The sequence below is a fragment of the Pseudovibrio sp. Ad26 genome (assembly GCF_001623285.1).
Classification (GTDB): Bacteria; Pseudomonadota; Alphaproteobacteria; order Rhizobiales; family Stappiaceae; genus Pseudovibrio; species Pseudovibrio ascidiaceicola.
The window spans coordinates 26,870-44,067 of the sequence record NZ_LMCE01000074.1 but is presented as its reverse complement, the minus strand read 5'-3'; the positions used below and the strand labels follow the sequence as shown (position 1 = coordinate 44,067).

The window sequence follows — 17,198 nt, the reverse complement described above, 5'->3', positions numbered from 1 at the left end:
ATATTCTGGTCAAATCAACTCTGCTGGACGTGCTGATTTGAGAAACTGGCCTGTTGTAAGCCGGTAAAGGTATTAAGTTTTTCTGGAAATTGCCTGACCTAAACGGCAGGCTGGATGCGAACTACATGCGGTGATGTGTTCTTTGATGAGGCCCAATAGAAGCTGGATGCCACAGGAGTCTAAAACTGCCTAGGGCTTCACTAGCCAGTAGCAGGCCCGAGCGTTTGCCTCGTGCCTCAATTTTTCTTCATGATGTTTGGTGTGCGTGAGGAGGAAGACCAATGGCGCTGCCATCAAAGGAGTATTTTACAGTTTTTGAAGCTGAGGCGCGCTGGGGCGTGCCGCTTGCCACCATTGCAGGTTGGGCGGAAGCACGGCGGTTTCGCCTTGTCACCAGCACGCCATTGGTTGTGTGCGGGGCACAAAAAGTGTGTGGGATGGTGGAGCTGTGCGGATCGGACCTGTTCAAAATGCTGGGAACCGCGGGAGTGCCTGCACGCGCCTGCCTTGTGCACCGCGTGATCCCTTTGCGCAAGAAAGGTGCTGAACTGCTTTATGTCACCTGCCCAAGGCAAGGCCTGGCCGTGCAGCCCAATGAGCTATGGATTCCAGCGACTGATCTTTATCGGTTTGAAGAAAAGCATGGCCTTGGTCAGCGTGGTGGTCAAAGCGGTGATCGGGGTGGGCGTGAGCCCAAATATGACTGGGAAGGGATGTGGGCACCGCTGTGTGTCCATCTGTTTACACAAGGTGTTCCAAATACTTTGAATGAGCTCGCCAGTGCGATGCAGGACTGGTTTATTGAGGCCTCTGCAAGTGGAGAGGCGCCTGATATGAGTACCATCCGCCGCCGTATTCAGCCTCTTTGGCAGGCCCTGAAAACGGCGCGGGAGAACTAGCGTTTAAAGATGTTGCGGAAAGAACGGGCGGCGTTGAAGCAGGTAGTTGAGGTGGAAGCGAAGTAACCTGTTGTGTGTGTTGAGATGGTTTGGACTTTACATAGCCAGCGACTGCATTGACGCTTTCGCGTAAGGGAGACTCCATTAAGTGCGCATAGCGCTGAGTGGTGCTCATCTGAGTATGACCCAGAAGCTTGCCAATGACTTCCAATGAAGCTCCACCGGAGACAAGCAGGGAGGCAAAGGTGTGGCGCAGATCATGAATGCGCACATCACTGATATCTGCTTGCTTCAAGATACCTTGCCAGTAGCGGCGCATCTCATGAACAGGTTTGCCGGGCACATCACCTGGAAACAGCCAGAGGCAGTCCTTGGGCACAGCACTTTGACGGCGTCGTACAAGATCGGCCACCTCAAGTGATATGGGCAGGCGGTGCGTGCGGCGCTGTTTGGTGGCAGCAGCTGGTTTGAGCCATATGAGCAGGTCCAGGTTGAACTGTTCAAAGCGGGCATGGCGCACCTCGCCCAAGCGTGCCCCGGTGAGCAGACACAGACGGATGACATCAGCTCCGCGCGTATCCGTGCTGTTCTCCAACGCCGCAGACAGACGGTTGATCTCGTCCAAAGACAAGAACCGTTCACGAGCATTTTCTGGACGCTTGTGGAACCCATCTGCTGGATTGTCTTCCCGCATCTTCCACTGCACCGAAAGATTGAACATCTTGCGCAGGATCTCGCCCAGCCGATTGGCGCGGATCGGGGTAGGCTTGGGTTTGTCCTGGTGCTTTTGTTTACTTCGCTGCTTGTTCGTCCTGGCAGGCCGATGACGCCCGCTTGCCACCTGACACAGCAGCTTGTTGACATCTGCTGAACAGATGTCCCGTACGGGCCGGTTGCCCCATGTCGGCAGCACCAGCTTGGTCAGCATGGAGATCTGGTCTGCCTGATTACGTTCTGCCAGCTTGGGCAGATGCTCGTCCTTATAGCGCTCAATAAGATCGCTCACATGAGGGATAACCCGCTCTGCTTGCCGGTTGCCCAGCGGATCGCAGCTGAGTTCAATCTCCCGGCGAATGGTCTTGGCCCGTTCGCGGGCTGCCACAACACTCCAGGCAGGCCACTGGCCAATGGTGTAACGGCGCTGGCGGCCTCCCACCCGATAGGACACGTTAAACGCCTTGGTGCCGGATTTGTAAATCACCAGTGCAAAGCCGGGGACCACGCTGTCAAACAGTTGGTATTGGCGCACCGTGGGCTTTGCGTTGCGAGCAATCTTTTCTGTAAGGCGCTGACGACCTGGCACAATCCATTCCCCCTCACATGACATCCAAGTAATGCGTAGTGTGTCAGCCCTTGCAAGATCCAAGTCTCATGGTATGGCGCGCACACTTGCAGGAAGCGTAAGAGGAATAGGCTCTGGGCGTATAGGCGTTCATAGGCGCTCAAAGGCAATGAAAGGCGTTCAAAGGCAGTGAAAAATAGAAGGGGTGCACGCAGGACGCCAAATCAGGAGAAAAATAACCCCTGTGAAAGAACTGGAAGATGAGCGGCGATAGGCTGAGTTGCCAGCTCCAGTACAGATTGCATGTCAGGCATTACTCCTGAGCAGTATTCATCTGAAAGCAATTCCTCGCTGTCAAAGGTCACTATCTACTCTCCCAAGAGGAGCCGTTTGGGAGGTCATTTGAGGCCTGAAGCCCCCAAATTCAGCTCAAAAAGGACTTTGTCTTTGAGGTCTTATTCCGATTTTCCCTTATATTTCAGGGGTAAGCCAAAAACGGCTCGGGCTGGGCCAAAAATGGCCCGCTGATTTCTCATATTTTTCAATAGCATAACCGCCTTTTGGGGGCTTGTTAACTTTCTGGGCCAGAAGTGGCTCAAGTTTGCGCTGCGGCACTAAATTTGCAGTGCTGCGCCGCAAGGCAGCTTTGCGCGTGTTCTAAAATAAATTTCTCTTGTTATTTCAATAGGTAAATCCGATCAGGTGTGTTCTCTTCTTCTATTTTCTCTTTCTGGCATGCAAGTTGCAATTGTGTTGGCACGCTGTCGCAGACTGGGGTCTGGGGCTGTGGCCCATTCTCATCAAATGGGGTTCATTTATTTGTTTTGCTGCGTCTGTCCGCACACGGAGGGCGCTCACCAGGAGCATACTATGCCAACACCCGCTTATATCACCATTGAAGGGTCAACTCAGGGTCCAATCACTCAAGGCGCGTTTACTGAAGATTCCGTCGGTAACGTGTGGCAGGAAGGCCATGAAGACGAGATCATGGTGCAGGCCATTGATCACACGGTCATCATTCCTCGTGATATCCAGTCCGGCCAGCCAGCTGGTCAGCGCGTGCACACTCCGTTCAAGTTCACCTGCTCCATGAACAAGTCCATCCCGCTGCTTTATAATGCGCTGGTCTCTGGTGAGATGCTGCCGAAGTGTGAAGTCAAATGGTACCGCACCAATTCTTCCGGCAAGCAGGAGCATTTCTTCACCACCTCCTTTGAAGATGCGCTGATCACCAACATCGAGTGTGGCCTGCCACATTGTCAGGATCCGAAGAACGCTGACTTCACTCAGCTGATCACCATTGAACTGTCTTACCGCAAGATCATGTGGGAGCACACAGTCTCCGGCACGTCTGGTGCTGATGACTGGCGCGCGCCTGCAGCTTAAGTCTCCATTCTCAATAAGAATGGAAGTCAGATCCGGGCCAGCTTTGGCCCGGACACTGCCTATGGGCGAGTTAAACGATAGGCAGCATTTGATTTGGGCCTGATCTGCGGAGTTGGAATATGCAACCTGTCTCTGGCAAAGCCTCAGAGAAGCGCGGTTACTTGCGCAGCTTCTTTCGCGCCCTGTTGTGGCGGCGGCGCAAGGTAGAGGCGATTGCAGAAGCTGCACCGAAAGAGTGCGATCCGGCAGGAACTGCGCATGTGGTCTTGCAAGGCCGTGACCGGCCTGAACGCTCGTCAGATGCACTGCACGAAGATCTGTCGGAAGAGCTGGAGATCCGGGGCTTTCTGGATCAGTTTCCCGGCCACCGCTTGATGGTCAAACCCGGGGAACAGCCGCACAAGGAGATATTCTGATGGTCTATCCGCTGGCGGAACAACGCATGGCAGCAGAGCTTATCAATCCACGCCAGGAAGAAGCTGTCGTGATGGATATGGAGCTCTTTGCGCAAGCCGTAGTAGACGCCCATCAAAGCCTTGGCGCAACAACCGGCGGGGCTCTGGATCTGGCGAGCCTTCCAGTGCTGCTACGCGATATGAAGGGTGGTCAAACACTCCTAAAGGAAATCGGCCTGCAGGGGCGCTATTACACAAAGGTAGTGAACGGCAAGACATACGTGGTGTTTAAGGGATACTCCGCCTTGCGTGAGACCTTAAAGGGCACACGGTATCTGTCCACATCTCCCAAAGTCGTTGCCTTTGGCATAGGCCCGGAGGCACTTAAGTCAGCTGGACGCTCCAACGCAGTCATCATGATCACCTGTTATGTAGTGCTCAATGTGATGCAGTTCATCATGAGTGATGAGAAGCTCTATCATGAGCTGTTTGCTAACATCATTACAGATGTTGCCATTGGCACCGTGGCTTTGGCTGCAGGGACGCTGGCGGCTGGTTTGCTGGCTGGACTAACTGTGATCGCGCTTCCCGCCCTTGCAGTTGCTGGAGGAGCCATAGCCGTTGGAATGATCGCAGGTATAGCTTTAGCCGAACTCGACAAGGCATTTGGTATCCGGGAAAAACTTGGTCAAGCTTTGTACTGGACGGGTAAGGCAATTGCCCATGGAATTCAGGAGACTGGGCAGATTATTCGTGAAGCACAAGTTTCCATGCGCCAGAAAGTGGAAGAGTTTGAACGCCGCAGCAATAGTTTTTTGTACCGGCTAGAGCGTGAGATCATTTGGCACTTTGGCGGTTCAGATCTGTATAACCAGATCTACCGGAGGTAGCGATGTTTGACTGGTGTTTTGACCGCATTGAGAAATCCGCAAATTGGCTTGCTGCTGATCTCAAACGGACACATGTCGCAATGCTGTTTTTGGATTGTCTGGTTATCTTTCTGTGCTGGATCATCCTCTCTGACATCTTTCTTTTATTCGGACAGACACAGGACCTTCTGATTGTCCCACGCGGAAAGACCCAATGGGTTCTTGGAGGGCTTTGTCTTCCTGTTCTCCACTACGCTCTTACCCCTTGGGGCCAAAGATGGGTCAAGAGCTCGGTTAAAAGCTTTTCGGTCGTGTTCTTAACCGTTGCTGTTGGCGGGGTCTTTCTTGGGGTTGTGCTCACCGACTACGCCCGTACTCAGGCTATCGCAGCTGGATACCGCTCCTGTGACCAAACTTTCCTGAATGACTTTCAGCGCAAGAACGAAGTACTGGTTGCTCCCGGTGTGTTGTGTCCGCCAACCTCTGCTGCTGGAAAACCCTATCCGCCGCCGGGGTGAAGCCCTAACGAAGCCCGCCAGACCACTTTCAATTCTTGTACGTCCTTTGTTTTTCCTTTTGCCAGTGAGTTTGTTATGAATGCTATTGTCCAAATCCCGCAGCTCTTCCAGGAACAAGATCTGGCCTTCACCTTTGCAGCTCCTGCGCAGCCCAATGCGGAGTTGCTGGTCACCGGGTTCTCGGCAACTGAGCGCCTTAACGGGCTCACGCAGATCCAGATTGAGCTTGCCAGTCCCGACAACGCGCTCGACCTGCATAGCCTGCTGGACACGCCCGCTACGCTGACCATCCATCATAAATACGAGGGCCTGCGCCATCTCTCCGGGGTGATCGCCGAGATTGCCCGGGGCAATGAAGGTCATCATCGCACCAGTTACTCACTCACGCTGCTGCCCAGCCTGCACCGTTTAGCCCATGGCTCTGACTGCCGGATCTTCCAGAAGAAAAGCGTGCCCGAGATCGTCAAGATCCTGCTGAAAGAACACGGCGTAGAGGATGTGAAGTGGGATTTGACTGAGCCTCATGAGGCCCGCGAATACTGCGTGCAGTACCGGGAAAGTCACTTAAGCTTTTTAGATCGCATCACCGCAGAAGAAGGCATCTGGTACTACTTCACCTATGGTGCCAATGGCCAGCATACGCTGCAGTTCATTGATAACCCGCAGATTGTCTCGCAGCTCCCGGACCAGCCCAAGCTGGAATACAACGCCATGGCGGGCGGGGCGGTCAAAGGCGTCTATTGCTCCAGCTTTGTCCTGCGCGAGCAGCTGCGCGCCACCAGCTTCATGCAGCGTGATTATTCGTTCAAGAACCCGCCCTACAACCAGCAACACGCCCATCAGCGCGGTGAAGACAACGGTTCAGCCGGAGACTATGCGCTCTATGAGTATCCGGGGCGCTACAAGGCCGATGGTGTTGGCAAGCCGTTCACAAAACACCGGCTGGAAGCTGCCCGTGTTGAGGCCACCACAGGTCGTGGCGCGACCAATGCCATTCACCTGATAGCCGGTCATCAGTTTGCCCTCACAGACCACCCGAACAGCGATTACAACATCAAGTATCATTTGCTTACCGTCTCGCATCAGGGCAGTCAGCCGCAGGCCGTGGCTGAGGAAGCCGGCAGCGGTACCACCACTTACAGTGCCGGGTTTGAGGTCATGCCCGCCCGCCTGCCATACCGGCCCAAACTGCTCAAAAAGCCATTAGTGGACGGCCCGCAGATCGCCCATGTCACCGGACCGGAAGGCGAAGAGATTTACTGCGACGAACATGGCCGGGTGAAAGTCTGGTTCCCGTGGGATCGCCACGGCAAGAAGAATGACACCTCCTCCTGCTGGATCCGTGTGTCCTCCAACTGGGCCGGCGCCAGCTGGGGCCACATCGCCATCCCCCGCATCGGTCACGAGGTCATCGTAGACTTCCTCGAAGGCGACCCAGACCAGCCGATCATCACAGGCAGAACCTACCACAACAACAATCGTACGCCGAACAAGCTTCCTGACTTCAAAACCCGCATGGTCTTAAAGTCTGACAGTCACAAGGCGACAGGGTCCAATGAGCTTCGCTTTGAGGATGAGGGCGGACAAGAGGAAATCTGGTTCCACGCCCAGAAGTTCCACAACGGCGTTGTTGAGAACAATGAGACCTGGAAGGTGGGTGCTAACCGCCATAAACGGATTGATGGCTCTCAGTCTGAATCTATAGGCGGATCGAAGGATATCGAAGTGGAAGGCTCACACAGAGAAACCATCTCCGGTGTAAAAGATCTTCATGTGAAAGCGGTTCGCCGCACGCAGGTTGACGCTGCTGACAACGAAAGCATTGCTGATGATAAAACGCTGCAGGTTGGTGGAAACTATACCACCAAGGTGAATCGTAACATTCGCATGGAAAGTCTGGCACACCAGCATTACACCGCACCTGGTACCATCTTTGTTGATGGCGGTGATCAGGTGGTTGTTCGTGCAGGATCTGCGATCTCTCTCAACGTGGGTGGCAACTTCATTCGCATCGATGCAAGTGGCATCAAGATTGAAGGCACTGTCGTGAATGTCAATTGCGGCGCAGGGGCCCCTGCGACAGGCAAGGATGTTCCATTCATAGAACCATCTGCACCAGAAGATTATCAAGGTCCTCATGCTGAGCGCTATGCCCGCTCCTTTGAGAAATAGGAGAGGTCTATGTCAGGAAAACCCGCAGCTCGTTTAGGTGACATTGGCTCTGGCCATGATTGTCACTTTCCGCCAACACCTGCCATTGCCGGAAGTCCAAATATCTTCATTAACAACCGGCCTGCTGTAAGGCAGGGGGATGCTTATGCGCCCCATGGCTGTTCACCATGCCCATCTCCCTCTCATGGCAGAGCATTGGCGGCTGGTAGCCCCACGGTGAATTTCAACAACAAGCAAGCAGGCCGTGTTGGCGATCCGATAGATTGTGGTGGTGCTGATGTCTCGGGAAGCGCCAATGTATTCATCGGCGCTGCGTCCCCTCCAGGGACACGCAAGCCGTTCGCCGAGGAATGTCCATTTGCTAAGGATGCTTCATGACACAGGCAGTTTTATCTATTGATGTAGAGCCAGATACGCTCATCGCGGACAGTGTGAAGGCAAGCCTGTTTGCCAAAGTCACTGAGGACATTGCCGCTTATGCGATTATCGATGGACAATGGTGTGAAGATATCTATGGTCGTTTACTGGGGGACGAGAATGCCGACTGGTGCAGTCTGATTGCTGGAGAACTGGCGCAGGAACTGGCCCTGACGGCTCCTTATCTGGTGCGGTTGGAGCAGGATAGCGATCTCACCAATTGGCTGATTCAAGAAGGCTGGGGCAAGGGCTGGGGCATTTACTTCTTAGCTTCAAAGTCAAAGGCCAAAGAGCTTTACAGAACCCCGCCCCCAGAAAGTCTAAAGCAGCAGGTAGAGCGCGGCGCCTTTGTTGCTTCGCCAGATATCTCTGAGGACGAAGCCACGGATGTAGTGCTTCTGCGACGGCACTTCCGGCGTTATTTGCGCGTTGAGTTTGAAAGTGATGGCCGGTTGGTGCGGTTCCGGTTTTTTGATCCAGCTGTTCTGCGCGTCTGGTTGCTCTCTACAAACCCAACGGAGACGCAGGCATTCTTCGGGCCAATTACTGACTTCATTGCTGAGGATTGGTGTGAGGAGCCCAGCCTGTGCAATGCCCATCAGCTTTGGCATTTTGGAGCACCTGCATCGGGGCAGCATTGCAAAGCAGGCCGCTTTAACATGCAAACACGTCAACTCGCACCCATGACACCATTTGCAGAAAGCTCCACACAAACCAACGAACGCCCCAAGAGCCACATCACCCTCATCCGCAAGGCTCAGGAAAAAGCGTTTGAGGACATGCAGTGGGAGTTGTTTGTAGCAAAGGTCATCCATCATGCCTCGCAAATGTACAACGGAAAAGTATCGGCTGGCACAAATATGCAGAGCTTAAATTCGTCCATTAGAAAGTTACTTGAGATTGGCCGAGACAATGGATTAGCAACACAGCAAGACCTTTTTGCATATGTCATTGAAGAAATGAAATTAGAGTATCCGATGTTAGATGGTGAGGCATAAGTTGAATATGAATAGTATGTTAAAATTATTGATGCAAATTCTGTTGGTGTTTCTAATTTTATTATTTCCATTCGGAAATAATGTCTTCGGTTGGCCTAGTATTTATAATATGCATACTATCATAGATATGGTTCATAGCAATATTGGGCCATCATATAGTAATTATTCCGATTTTTCTATATCTAGGATTGCTGTTCTAGCGTTTAACTTATTTCTTTTATTGTTGTTAGTAATTCAATATATAATATCGATAAAAATTAAAAATTATAAATTTAAGAATATTTATCTCGTTGTAATCTTTGTGTTTATTCCATACGTCTTCTTTATGGATTTTTATACTAGATTTACTCTAACTAATCATTCGTATTAGTTTGATTATCAAAATGCTGTGGATGTAAAATGAAATCAGATTTCCCCAATAAACCTATAAGTAGCTGTGAAGTTTGTGAGTATGTGCTCAGAATTGGTGTGTTTTTTGATGGAACTCTAAATAATGCTCAGAATATAGCTTATTATAACAAATTACCAAATAGTAAAAAGCGTAATGTTCCCGATAGTTATAAAAGCGACTACACTAATATTTGGAAGTTACACCAAATATACCCTCAATCACACTCTCAGGGAGAATTAAATGATGAGAGGGTAATATTTGGAAGTGTTTATGTAGAAGGTGTTGGTACAAATACACTTAAAGATGATGAGAAATTCTTGACTGGAGGGGCTGCGACAGGAACAGGCTTTACAGGAGTGATTGCTAAGTCTGAAAAAGGGGCTCAAGCTGCTTGGGAGTTTGTTGATACTTATGCCAATTATAACATTACCCGAATTGAAATTGATATCTTCGGGTTTTCTCGTGGGGCTGCAACTGCACGTCACTTCGCCAACTTGATAAGCGAAACTAGCGGCATCTATTCACGTTTCCGACACAAAGCAAAAAATTATGGCCGCAGACCAAAGCGATGGGAAAGGGCGCTGGTTCCTGTTGATGGTATGCTTGGACCGAAGCGGACTTCCAAGAGACATAAAGGAACTTTGTATAGTGTATTTACAGGTATACCTACACAGATAAATTTTATTGGATTATTTGATACAGTTCCCTCCATAACTGCTCTATTAAGGGGCGACTTTAGCGCCATGAATGATAGGAATGCCCCGGTTATAACCAGCCTTCCCCCCGGTATTGCTAAAGAAAAGATAGTGCAGCTTGCGGCTATTAATGAACGCAGAGAAAATTTTGGTCTTAAATCTATTCTTTCGAAACCGGTTAGCTGCAAAACCCCTGAAATAAAAACCGAAGGAAATCACATTGAAGAGTGCATGTATGGCGCTCATTCGGATATAGGAGGTGGTTATGTATCTAAAGGTTATGATGTCGATTTAGGAACTGATGAAGGAGCGGCGGCGCAAGCAATTGAAGAGGGAAGAATTGGTGATATTCAGGACGTAGACATTACCAGAAGTGGATCAGAGGAAGTATGGGTCTATAAAGGTGAAACAGGTCGTATAGTTCGTACTATTGAGAAGGAAAATATTCTGTGGCCCGGTCCCACCAAAGAGTATCATACAACAATGGAGCGCAAGTATGTCGACGGAGCATATTCCCGTATCGCTTTGCATAAAATGCATGATTATGCTGTTGCTAGTCAGGTTCCCTTTATCGCACTAGATCATGAGGATGGTGAAGGCTCTAAGGAAGCTAATCCTATTTCTGAGCTAACTAATATTCCAGATGAACTGAAATTCATTGATGAGAAAATACACAAGGGCGAACCTTTGTCAGATGATGAACTGAAGCTTTTGAAGAAAAAGTACCTTCATCACTCTGATAATTATGAGGGTATTGGGCACGACCCACATGAGAGCGGACAACGCCTGATTTTTCCAAACTAAGGCAATACTGTGTTTGGAGCATCGTTCGACTCATAATGGCTAATCTTCTGGAAGCAGGAATTGAGAATTTTGCGTCAACACTACGTCAACCGCCCTACGCATTTCAAGCTGTACATAGCGCCGTTTGTTGTCGTATATTTCGTTGAAGTGCTGTGAAAGTTGCTAAGCGGTATCAGTTGCTTGTGAGCTAACTTATTGAAAAATAATAATAGTAGAGTTTGCTACATTAGAGGCTCATAACCTGAAGGTCGTAAGTTCAAATCTTACCCCCGCAACCAAAATTCGATCAATAGATCAAACATATAACAAAAGCCCTGAACCTCTGGTTCAGGGCTTTTTGCGTTCGCGTCAACACAACGTCAACAAAAGACACGTTCGCCAGCACCTTACTCAGTAGATGTGGGGGGGGAAATGACAGTCGCAGTCGCGGATCAGTGCAGGTGAGGGCCTCCAGGGTAGGCGTAGTGACACAGCTGCTGCAAAGCGCCAGTTAGCAAGCTGAGAGCTACTCAGCGACGCCCATTTTCCTTAGGACTATTCCTGCTTGATGAGGAACTCGGGACCATTAACTTAACGTTCGCTTTAATGTTTGATCACTGCGGTGAAGGCGTGGTTTCTACTTATAGCTGTCCATGCGTTTATGAGTGTGAAACAAAACAAGCTGTTTATTTGATGTCGATTGTTTTCGTTTCCTAGCAAACAATCCTCTCAAAGCTCAAGCAAATGAACAGGCAAAGCCATAATTCTCGTTAATTTATAGTCTATGCGCGACCTCAACTCACAGCAAAACGTCGCTTACACGATTATTTTACGCTTTGACTGTGAATGCCTCAAAAGCGGCTAGAGTTTCTTCGCTGACGTGGTGTTCGATACCTTCTGCATCATGTTCTGCAATGGCTTCATTGATGCCAAGGGCTTTGAGGAAGTTGACCACGATCCGATGACGTTTTCTGCAGATATCTGCTAGTTCTTTGCCTTCGTCTGTCAGAAAAACAGATCGATAAGGCGCATGTATAACTAAACCGTCACGTTTTAACCGTGCAAGATTTTTGGTCACTGTCGGCTGAGAGACGCCCAAATGCTCGGCAATTTCGACAGGTCGTGCTTCCCCGCGCTCTGCAATGAGTTCAGCGATGAGCTCCACGTAATCCTCTGCCATTTCACTTTGATGGGCGCGGCGAACAGATTCAAACCGCTCGGCCTGAGAACAAGGCGCATTCTCTACTTTTTCGTTACTTCCAGCAGGGCTTAAGGAGCTGGGAGATTCTGCCGTTTCTTTGGTCATGCACTACTAAACTTTAAAAGTGTTTTTCTCCAATGCACTATATCGGTTCCTTTTGCGCTTGACAATTTCATAGCCATAGCAACAATACTTAGCCATTGCTAACAATATAAGACTCAGGATATTTTATAGAATGCGCTCCCTTGTGTTTGCTTTATGGCTGAGCCTCCTTCCGGGGTTGGTTCATGCAACAGCTTTGGAAGAAGCACCATGGCTTCCCGAAGCAGCGGCCTACCGACTTTCGCTCTTTATGGGCAATTTGGCCCCGGTACCGTGGCAAAAATTGAGAGATAACTGGGAAAATCCAGCACCAGGCGCAGCCCCCTCCGTGCCAGCTTTTGATTTTTTAAGCGAAGAGCAACTCAACACTGTACGTGCAGCACTCAAAGCAACCGACAAGCAGGCTTTGTTTGAAGCGACCACTCGAGTCGTCGCTGAACGTATGCTGGAGAGTCTGGATAAGGCCGAGGAGACACTTGGCACAGCGCAAGCACGCCAGCATCTCCTTCGGGCCCAAGGGCTCTACCGTGCTTTTGCCGATGGCATACAAGCTGGAGACAAAAGAGCATTTACATCGCTTGGGTTGGCTTGGTTGGAGATGACTTCCTCCCTGGGCTCAAACGGTGTGTTGGGCGCTGGTAAAAGTTCATCTGAAGAAAGCACTTTTTCAAAGGCCAAAACTGTTGTTGCCACTTATGTGAAGGCAAACTACGCCCTCCAGAGTTTCTCTGAGCGTATAAAGCTAAGTCCGGTTCCGGAGAGTATCGCGAAATCCGGTAAGCAAGTCACTCTCCCTACAACCTTGCCGCCAGGTTCCAACATTGCAGACCAGAAACAGCTGCCAATGCTGATACTGCAGTTTGAAGAGGCAGGCGGAGATGAGGCTTTGCTGCCGCTTGTTGCCTATGGCGATATGCTATTTGATAGCCCCGAGATTTTTGGTGGCCCTGCCCGCGACTTGGGCATCACTTGCTCCACCTGTCATAATCGCAGCGATGTGAACCGTGAGTTCTTCATTCCCGGTCTTAGCAGTCATGCAGGTGGGATGGACGTGGACGGATCCTTCTTCAATCCCATGTTCAATGACCGGAAAGACGACCACCTTGATACGCCTAGCCTGCGTGGTATTCGCTTCACCGCTCCTTATGGGCGCGATGGCCGCGAAGCAAGTCTGCGCCGTTTCACACGCAATGTGATCGTGACGGAATTTGCGGGAGCAGAACCAACTCCGTTCATGTTGGACGCATTGATGGCCTATATGCGCGAATTTGATTTTCTACCAAACAACAAGGTTGACCGCGAAGGCCGTCTGACCCAACACGCTTCAGCTGCCGCAAAGCGTGGCGAGAATCTGTTCAATCAGCCATTCGAGGGTATGAATGGTAAGTCTTGCGCCAGCTGCCATGTACCAGACCAGAATTTCCGAAATGGCCAAGCCTATGACATTGGTTCATCTGAACCATCATTCCCAGGTGGAACTGCGAGCACATTTGATGTGCCAACACTGCGCAGTGCCAAATTTTCTGCGCCTTACTTCCATGATGGGTCTCTTCCAACGCTGGGAAGCGTCGTTGACTGGTTCAACACTACAAAGAACTTGGGACTGGATGCAGAAGCTCGTGCAGACCTGACAGCCTATATTGAAGCCGTGGGAGATGCTGAAGAACCTTATCAGGTATTTGAAGGTAGAGAGACGGAATTCCGCCTTGCCTTTGATGAACTGACCACATTTGCAACCACACTCAACACACTGTTGCCCCTTCAGGATAAAGCCAACATTGAGGTACTTGTGAACACCGTCGCACCAGACCTCAAGGCAGATGCCTCTACTATGAAGAACCTTTCCGCAAAATCAGAAGTCTACCAACTGGCCAGCCTTCTCCAGGCAGTTGGCGATGCGGTTGCTAATGACAAATGGTCTGAAGCAAGCAAAAACTGGCAGGCATTCCAAGCACTGCAGAATGAAATTGATGAGAGGATGTACTAATGGGAACCCGTCGTAATCTGTTTAAAGGCGCGGTTGCTGCCCTCCTCCTGATCACCAGTTCTTTTTCAGGAATGTTGGTTGCAGCAGAGCAATCGCAAGCCGAAGATCTCAAACTGGCATTCATCCCGCAGGAAAACCCGGATAAGCTTCTTGGCGACATTGAAGTCATCACCAAATGGCTGAGCGATCGAACAGGCCTTGAGGTGAAGGGCTTTGTCACCATAGATCATGCAGCCGCGGTTGAAGCACTGCGTAACGGAGATGCAGATATTTCCTTTATGGGCGCTCTGCCATTTGTTCTGGCGGAGAAGGAAATTGGAGCCAAACCTCTTCTTTCAGAAGTTTACAAAGGTGCACCAAGTTACACTGGCCGGATCTTTGTACGCAAAGACAGTGGCATCACATCCCTTGAAGGTCTGAAGGGTAAAACGATTGCGTTTGCTGATCCTATTTCTGAATCTGGCTACATGTACCCGCTCAATTTGTTCATCGAGGCAGGCCTTTTTGACAAGCCTGGTAAAGCCGATAACTTCTTTGATCGCAGTTTCTTTGCCGGAGGCTACCAGCAAAGCATGCAAGCGATGGCAACAGGTCTTGTTGATGCAGCCGGTTCCAGCCAATACGCGGATCTACTTCTGACACCAGAACAGCAATCCGAAGTGATCTCAATTGCTAAATCTGAGCCGATCCCAAGCCATATGGTTATTGCACGCCAAGGGCTGGACTCCGCGGTAGAGGCCAAGTTTGTTGACGCTATGCTTGCCCTGAACAAGCCGGAAAACAAACAATACCTTGCCTATATTTATGGTCCAGAAGGTTACGTTAAATCTGACACCGCAAATTATGATGGGGTCCGAGCACTCGCCCGCCGCTATGGGCTGATTAAATGACCTTTAAAAACAGGCAGCATCCAGCAATTTCTCTCTCCTGCGTGTCGCACCAATATCCAGGTGCAGCACAAAAGACGCTGGATGCTGTCACCTTAACAATTCCAACGAAAGAGCGAGTTGCATTGATTGGACCATCTGGGGCTGGCAAATCCAGTCTGCTTGCCCTCTTGGATGGTCGCCTCACAAGCTGGAATGGGAATGCAGCTGTTCTTGGCAATGGTATCCAGCCTGGTCAACGACAAGCCAGACAACACCGAGCTGATATCGGCTTCATTTTTCAAGAGTTTGCGCTGATAGATCGAGCAACAGTTCGGCAGAACGTTTTGAACGGACGTCTGGGCCGTATCAATTTGCTATCATCTCTTCTTGGTAATATTAGCGCAGACGATGAAAGAGCCGTTTCGCAAGCTCTTGAAGACGTTGATCTGATGGGGCTGGCAGACCGGCGTACCGATCAACTCTCCGGCGGACAACGCCAGCGTGTTGCTATCGCACGCTGTCTCGCTCAAGAACCAAAACTTATTCTTGCAGACGAGCCAATCAGCAATCTTGATCCGATCCGTGCAGAGGCGGTCCTGCAGTTGCTCACATCCCTTGCTGCCAAACGAGACATAACAGTGATCTTCAGTAGCCACCAACCAGAACTTGCAAGCAAATTTTCTGACCGGATCCTTAGCCTCTCAAACGGAAAAATTATTGTAGACCGTCAAACAAACCAACTTACCTCATTGGATATGCGGGTTCTTTATCAGGCTAGTGAGGAACTTGAGCCCCTAAGGAAAATTGGTTGATGCGTAGGTTCCCTTTAGTGCTTACACTTGCTGCAGTAGTAGTGTGGTCCGGTATGAGCGCAGATATAGACCTCAGCAAACTGGCAAGTTCCGGTGCTCGCATGGGCGACTTTTTAAGCCGTATGTACCCACCAAATCTATCAGTTTGGCCAGAGGTTCAAAAAGGCCTGCTGGAGACATTGCGGATTGCTATTCTCGGCACCCTTGGTTCTGTTTTTCTTTCCGCATTTCTGGGCATTCTGGCAGCAGAAACCTTGATGCCTGCGGCAGTTTATAGACCCGTACGCAGCCTGTTAGCTCTTATCAGGTCCATTCCGCTGATCCTTGTTGCTATGTTGATGGTAGGTGCTGTTGGCCTTGGCCCTTTGCCTGGCATTCTGGCAATCACATTCCATGCAACAGGCATGTTGGCAAAATTTTATGCTGAGGCCATCGATGATGTACAAGCCACGCCAGTGTTAGCACTGGACAGCCTGGGAGCTTCTGGATTGCAGCGGTTGAAGTTTGGTATCTGGCCGCAAATGGCACCGGTTATTCTGCGTGACACCATCTTCCGCTTTGAGCTGAACCTGCGCGAAAGCCTTGTGCTTGGCGTGGTCGGTGCTGGTGGAGTTGGTTTCTACATCCAAACCTACGTCCGCTCTTTCCAATATGATAAAGCCGCTACAGTCGCAATCGTGATTGCGGTTTTGATTGTTATGATCGAGATCATCAACTCAACAATCCGCCGGAAGTTTTCGTGAGACAACGTGCGATAGCGATAAATTGAGACAACCAGAGCCTCTTCCTGCAGTAGCCCAACTTCCGCTATGGGCTATGCAAAATAGCAAAAAGCACCAGTTCGCAAATAGTGGTTCTTGCAATAAATGAAATCGCTGGGGTTCGCTATTGGCCCCTACTGTTGAAAAAGGTCGGTGTCTCGTTGGTGAAAGTATCGAAGCGTAATCGACTCGTTATTTAAGAGAGCGAGGGAATACTTCGATGATGGGAACTCAGAATACTTCGGCACAGCTTTTTTACGATTTTTGTCTTGAAGAACGCGTTTCTGCAGATCACTTACCGCGCAAGCTCGATCACTTCCTCGACTTTAATAACATTCGGGAGTAGCTAAGACCGTTCTATAGCCAGATAGGTCGTGCTTCCATTGATCTTGTGATCATGGTGCGGGTGCTGAATAATGGTTATTGTATGGGGATCATGTGTGGCGAGTTCCATCTCAATCTAATCATCGCCGATTCTGCCGTCTTGGTCTTGAAGGTAAAGTTCCCAATCACTCCGCGTTCTCCCGCAACCGGTATGGCCGTTTTCGGCAAAGTACTTTGCTGCGGATGGTGTTTGCGGCCAGCGAACTGCCTATAGCACGACTTCGCCGTTGAAGTGGCGGCCTTTGAATGCACTCATGAAGTCACAAAAGCAATGTTG

The 17,198-nt window shown here is 50.1% G+C and carries 15 protein-coding genes and 1 pseudogene; 14 read left to right on the top strand and 2 right to left on the bottom strand.

Going from position 1 to position 17,198, the window contains the following annotated elements:
- The first annotated feature begins 281 nt into the window (after nucleotides 1-281).
- Complete coding sequence (locus PsAD26_RS29405) at nucleotides 282-899, top strand: hypothetical protein (protein ID WP_063299999.1); 618 nt, start codon at nucleotides 282-284, stop codon at nucleotides 897-899.
- Here the strand turns inward: PsAD26_RS29405 and PsAD26_RS16805 are convergent.
- On the bottom strand, nucleotides 799-2,202 hold the full coding sequence (locus tag PsAD26_RS16805; protein WP_153041521.1) for a tyrosine-type recombinase/integrase: 1,404 nt from the start codon (nucleotides 2,200-2,202) through the stop codon (nucleotides 799-801). The genes PsAD26_RS29405 and PsAD26_RS16805 overlap by 101 nt on opposite strands.
- Before the next feature lie 849 nt (nucleotides 2,203-3,051).
- On the opposite strand from PsAD26_RS16805, the gene PsAD26_RS16800 reads away from it, so the two are divergent.
- The 8 genes from PsAD26_RS16800 to PsAD26_RS16760 all read left to right on the top strand — a co-directional run bounded on the left by PsAD26_RS16800 (nucleotide 3,052) and on the right by PsAD26_RS16760 (nucleotide 10,826).
- The gene (locus tag PsAD26_RS16800) at nucleotides 3,052-3,567 is read left to right on the top strand and encodes an Hcp family type VI secretion system effector (protein ID WP_057465969.1); all 516 of its coding nucleotides are present in this window, start codon (nucleotides 3,052-3,054) and stop codon (nucleotides 3,565-3,567) included.
- Between the two features lie 119 nt (nucleotides 3,568-3,686).
- The gene (locus PsAD26_RS16795) at nucleotides 3,687-3,983 is read left to right on the top strand and encodes a hypothetical protein (protein ID WP_063311382.1); all 297 of its coding nucleotides are present in this window, start codon (nucleotides 3,687-3,689) and stop codon (nucleotides 3,981-3,983) included.
- The gene (locus PsAD26_RS16790) at nucleotides 3,983-4,852 is read left to right on the top strand and encodes a hypothetical protein (protein WP_063311381.1); all 870 of its coding nucleotides are present in this window, start codon (nucleotides 3,983-3,985) and stop codon (nucleotides 4,850-4,852) included. The genes PsAD26_RS16795 and PsAD26_RS16790 overlap by 1 nt, the downstream gene beginning before the upstream one ends.
- A gap of 2 nt (nucleotides 4,853-4,854) precedes the next feature.
- Nucleotides 4,855-5,349: a hypothetical protein gene (locus PsAD26_RS16785; RefSeq protein WP_063311380.1), complete on the top strand. Its 495-nt coding sequence runs from the start codon at nucleotides 4,855-4,857 to the stop codon at nucleotides 5,347-5,349.
- A 75-nt stretch (nucleotides 5,350-5,424) separates the two neighbouring features.
- Nucleotides 5,425-7,521 (top strand): type VI secretion system tip protein TssI/VgrG, encoded by a 2,097-nt coding sequence (gene tssI / locus PsAD26_RS16780; protein WP_063311379.1) that lies wholly within the window; start codon nucleotides 5,425-5,427, stop codon nucleotides 7,519-7,521.
- 9 nt (nucleotides 7,522-7,530) lie between these two features.
- Nucleotides 7,531-7,899 (top strand): PAAR domain-containing protein, encoded by a 369-nt coding sequence (locus PsAD26_RS16775; RefSeq protein WP_082596416.1) that lies wholly within the window; start codon nucleotides 7,531-7,533, stop codon nucleotides 7,897-7,899.
- Entirely contained in the window at nucleotides 7,896-8,936 is a 1,041-nt protein-coding gene (locus PsAD26_RS16770) for a DUF4123 domain-containing protein (protein ID WP_063311378.1), read from the top strand. The genes PsAD26_RS16775 and PsAD26_RS16770 overlap by 4 nt, the downstream gene beginning before the upstream one ends.
- A gap of 399 nt (nucleotides 8,937-9,335) precedes the next feature.
- On the top strand, nucleotides 9,336-10,826 hold the full coding sequence (locus PsAD26_RS16760) for a DUF2235 domain-containing protein (protein ID WP_063311376.1): 1,491 nt from the start codon (nucleotides 9,336-9,338) through the stop codon (nucleotides 10,824-10,826).
- A gap of 808 nt (nucleotides 10,827-11,634) precedes the next feature.
- Here the strand turns inward: PsAD26_RS16760 and mntR are convergent.
- Nucleotides 11,635-12,111, bottom strand: coding sequence for a manganese-binding transcriptional regulator MntR (mntR, locus tag PsAD26_RS16755; RefSeq protein WP_063311375.1), 477 nt, complete (start codon nucleotides 12,109-12,111; stop codon nucleotides 11,635-11,637).
- Nucleotides 12,112-12,241: 130 nt separating this feature from the next.
- Between mntR and PsAD26_RS16750 the strand changes: the two genes are divergently transcribed.
- From PsAD26_RS16750 to PsAD26_RS30220, 5 genes and pseudogenes are all read left to right on the top strand, one after another.
- Nucleotides 12,242-14,095, top strand: coding sequence for a cytochrome c peroxidase (locus PsAD26_RS16750; RefSeq protein ID WP_063311374.1), 1,854 nt, complete (start codon nucleotides 12,242-12,244; stop codon nucleotides 14,093-14,095).
- Nucleotides 14,095-14,985 carry a phosphate/phosphite/phosphonate ABC transporter substrate-binding protein gene (locus PsAD26_RS16745; RefSeq protein WP_063311373.1) on the top strand — a complete coding sequence of 297 codons (891 nt, stop codon included), beginning with the start codon at nucleotides 14,095-14,097 and terminating at the stop codon, nucleotides 14,983-14,985. The genes PsAD26_RS16750 and PsAD26_RS16745 overlap by 1 nt, the downstream gene beginning before the upstream one ends.
- The gene (locus tag PsAD26_RS16740; protein WP_063311372.1) at nucleotides 14,982-15,776 is read left to right on the top strand and encodes an ATP-binding cassette domain-containing protein; all 795 of its coding nucleotides are present in this window, start codon (nucleotides 14,982-14,984) and stop codon (nucleotides 15,774-15,776) included. Before PsAD26_RS16745 ends, PsAD26_RS16740 begins: the two co-directional genes overlap by 4 nt.
- Nucleotides 15,776-16,519: a phosphonate ABC transporter, permease protein PhnE gene (gene phnE, locus PsAD26_RS16735; RefSeq protein WP_063311371.1), complete on the top strand. Its 744-nt coding sequence runs from the start codon at nucleotides 15,776-15,778 to the stop codon at nucleotides 16,517-16,519. The genes PsAD26_RS16740 and phnE overlap by 1 nt, the downstream gene beginning before the upstream one ends.
- A gap of 238 nt (nucleotides 16,520-16,757) precedes the next feature.
- Nucleotides 16,758-17,113: pseudogene (locus PsAD26_RS30220) on the top strand (transposase); the annotation flags it as partial.
- Between the last annotated feature and the right edge of the window lie 85 nt (nucleotides 17,114-17,198).

Bases quoted from the DNA above. Each gene is read 5' to 3' on its own strand.
- PsAD26_RS16775 (WP_082596416.1), top strand. From the start codon at position 7,531: ATGTCAGGAAAACCCGCAGCTCGTTTAGGTGACATTGGCTCTGGCCAT.
- PsAD26_RS16745 (WP_063311373.1), top strand. From the start codon at position 14,095: ATGGGAACCCGTCGTAATCTGTTTAAAGGCGCGGTTGCTGCCCTCCTC.
- phnE (WP_063311371.1), top strand. From the start codon at position 15,776: ATGCGTAGGTTCCCTTTAGTGCTTACACTTGCTGCAGTAGTAGTGTGG.
- PsAD26_RS16795 (WP_063311382.1), top strand. From the start codon at position 3,687: ATGCAACCTGTCTCTGGCAAAGCCTCAGAGAAGCGCGGTTACTTGCGC.
- PsAD26_RS16800 (WP_057465969.1), top strand. From the start codon at position 3,052: ATGCCAACACCCGCTTATATCACCATTGAAGGGTCAACTCAGGGTCCA.
- tssI (WP_063311379.1), top strand. From the start codon at position 5,425: ATGAATGCTATTGTCCAAATCCCGCAGCTCTTCCAGGAACAAGATCTG.
- PsAD26_RS16790 (WP_063311381.1), top strand. From the start codon at position 3,983: ATGGTCTATCCGCTGGCGGAACAACGCATGGCAGCAGAGCTTATCAAT.
- PsAD26_RS16760 (WP_063311376.1), top strand. From the start codon at position 9,336: ATGAAATCAGATTTCCCCAATAAACCTATAAGTAGCTGTGAAGTTTGT.
- PsAD26_RS16770 (WP_063311378.1), top strand. From the start codon at position 7,896: ATGACACAGGCAGTTTTATCTATTGATGTAGAGCCAGATACGCTCATC.
- PsAD26_RS16740 (WP_063311372.1), top strand. From the start codon at position 14,982: ATGACCTTTAAAAACAGGCAGCATCCAGCAATTTCTCTCTCCTGCGTG.
- PsAD26_RS16785 (WP_063311380.1), top strand. From the start codon at position 4,855: ATGTTTGACTGGTGTTTTGACCGCATTGAGAAATCCGCAAATTGGCTT.
- PsAD26_RS16750 (WP_063311374.1), top strand. From the start codon at position 12,242: ATGCGCTCCCTTGTGTTTGCTTTATGGCTGAGCCTCCTTCCGGGGTTG.
- mntR (WP_063311375.1), bottom strand. From the start codon at position 12,111: ATGACCAAAGAAACGGCAGAATCTCCCAGCTCCTTAAGCCCTGCTGGA.
- PsAD26_RS29405 (WP_063299999.1), top strand. From the start codon at position 282: ATGGCGCTGCCATCAAAGGAGTATTTTACAGTTTTTGAAGCTGAGGCG.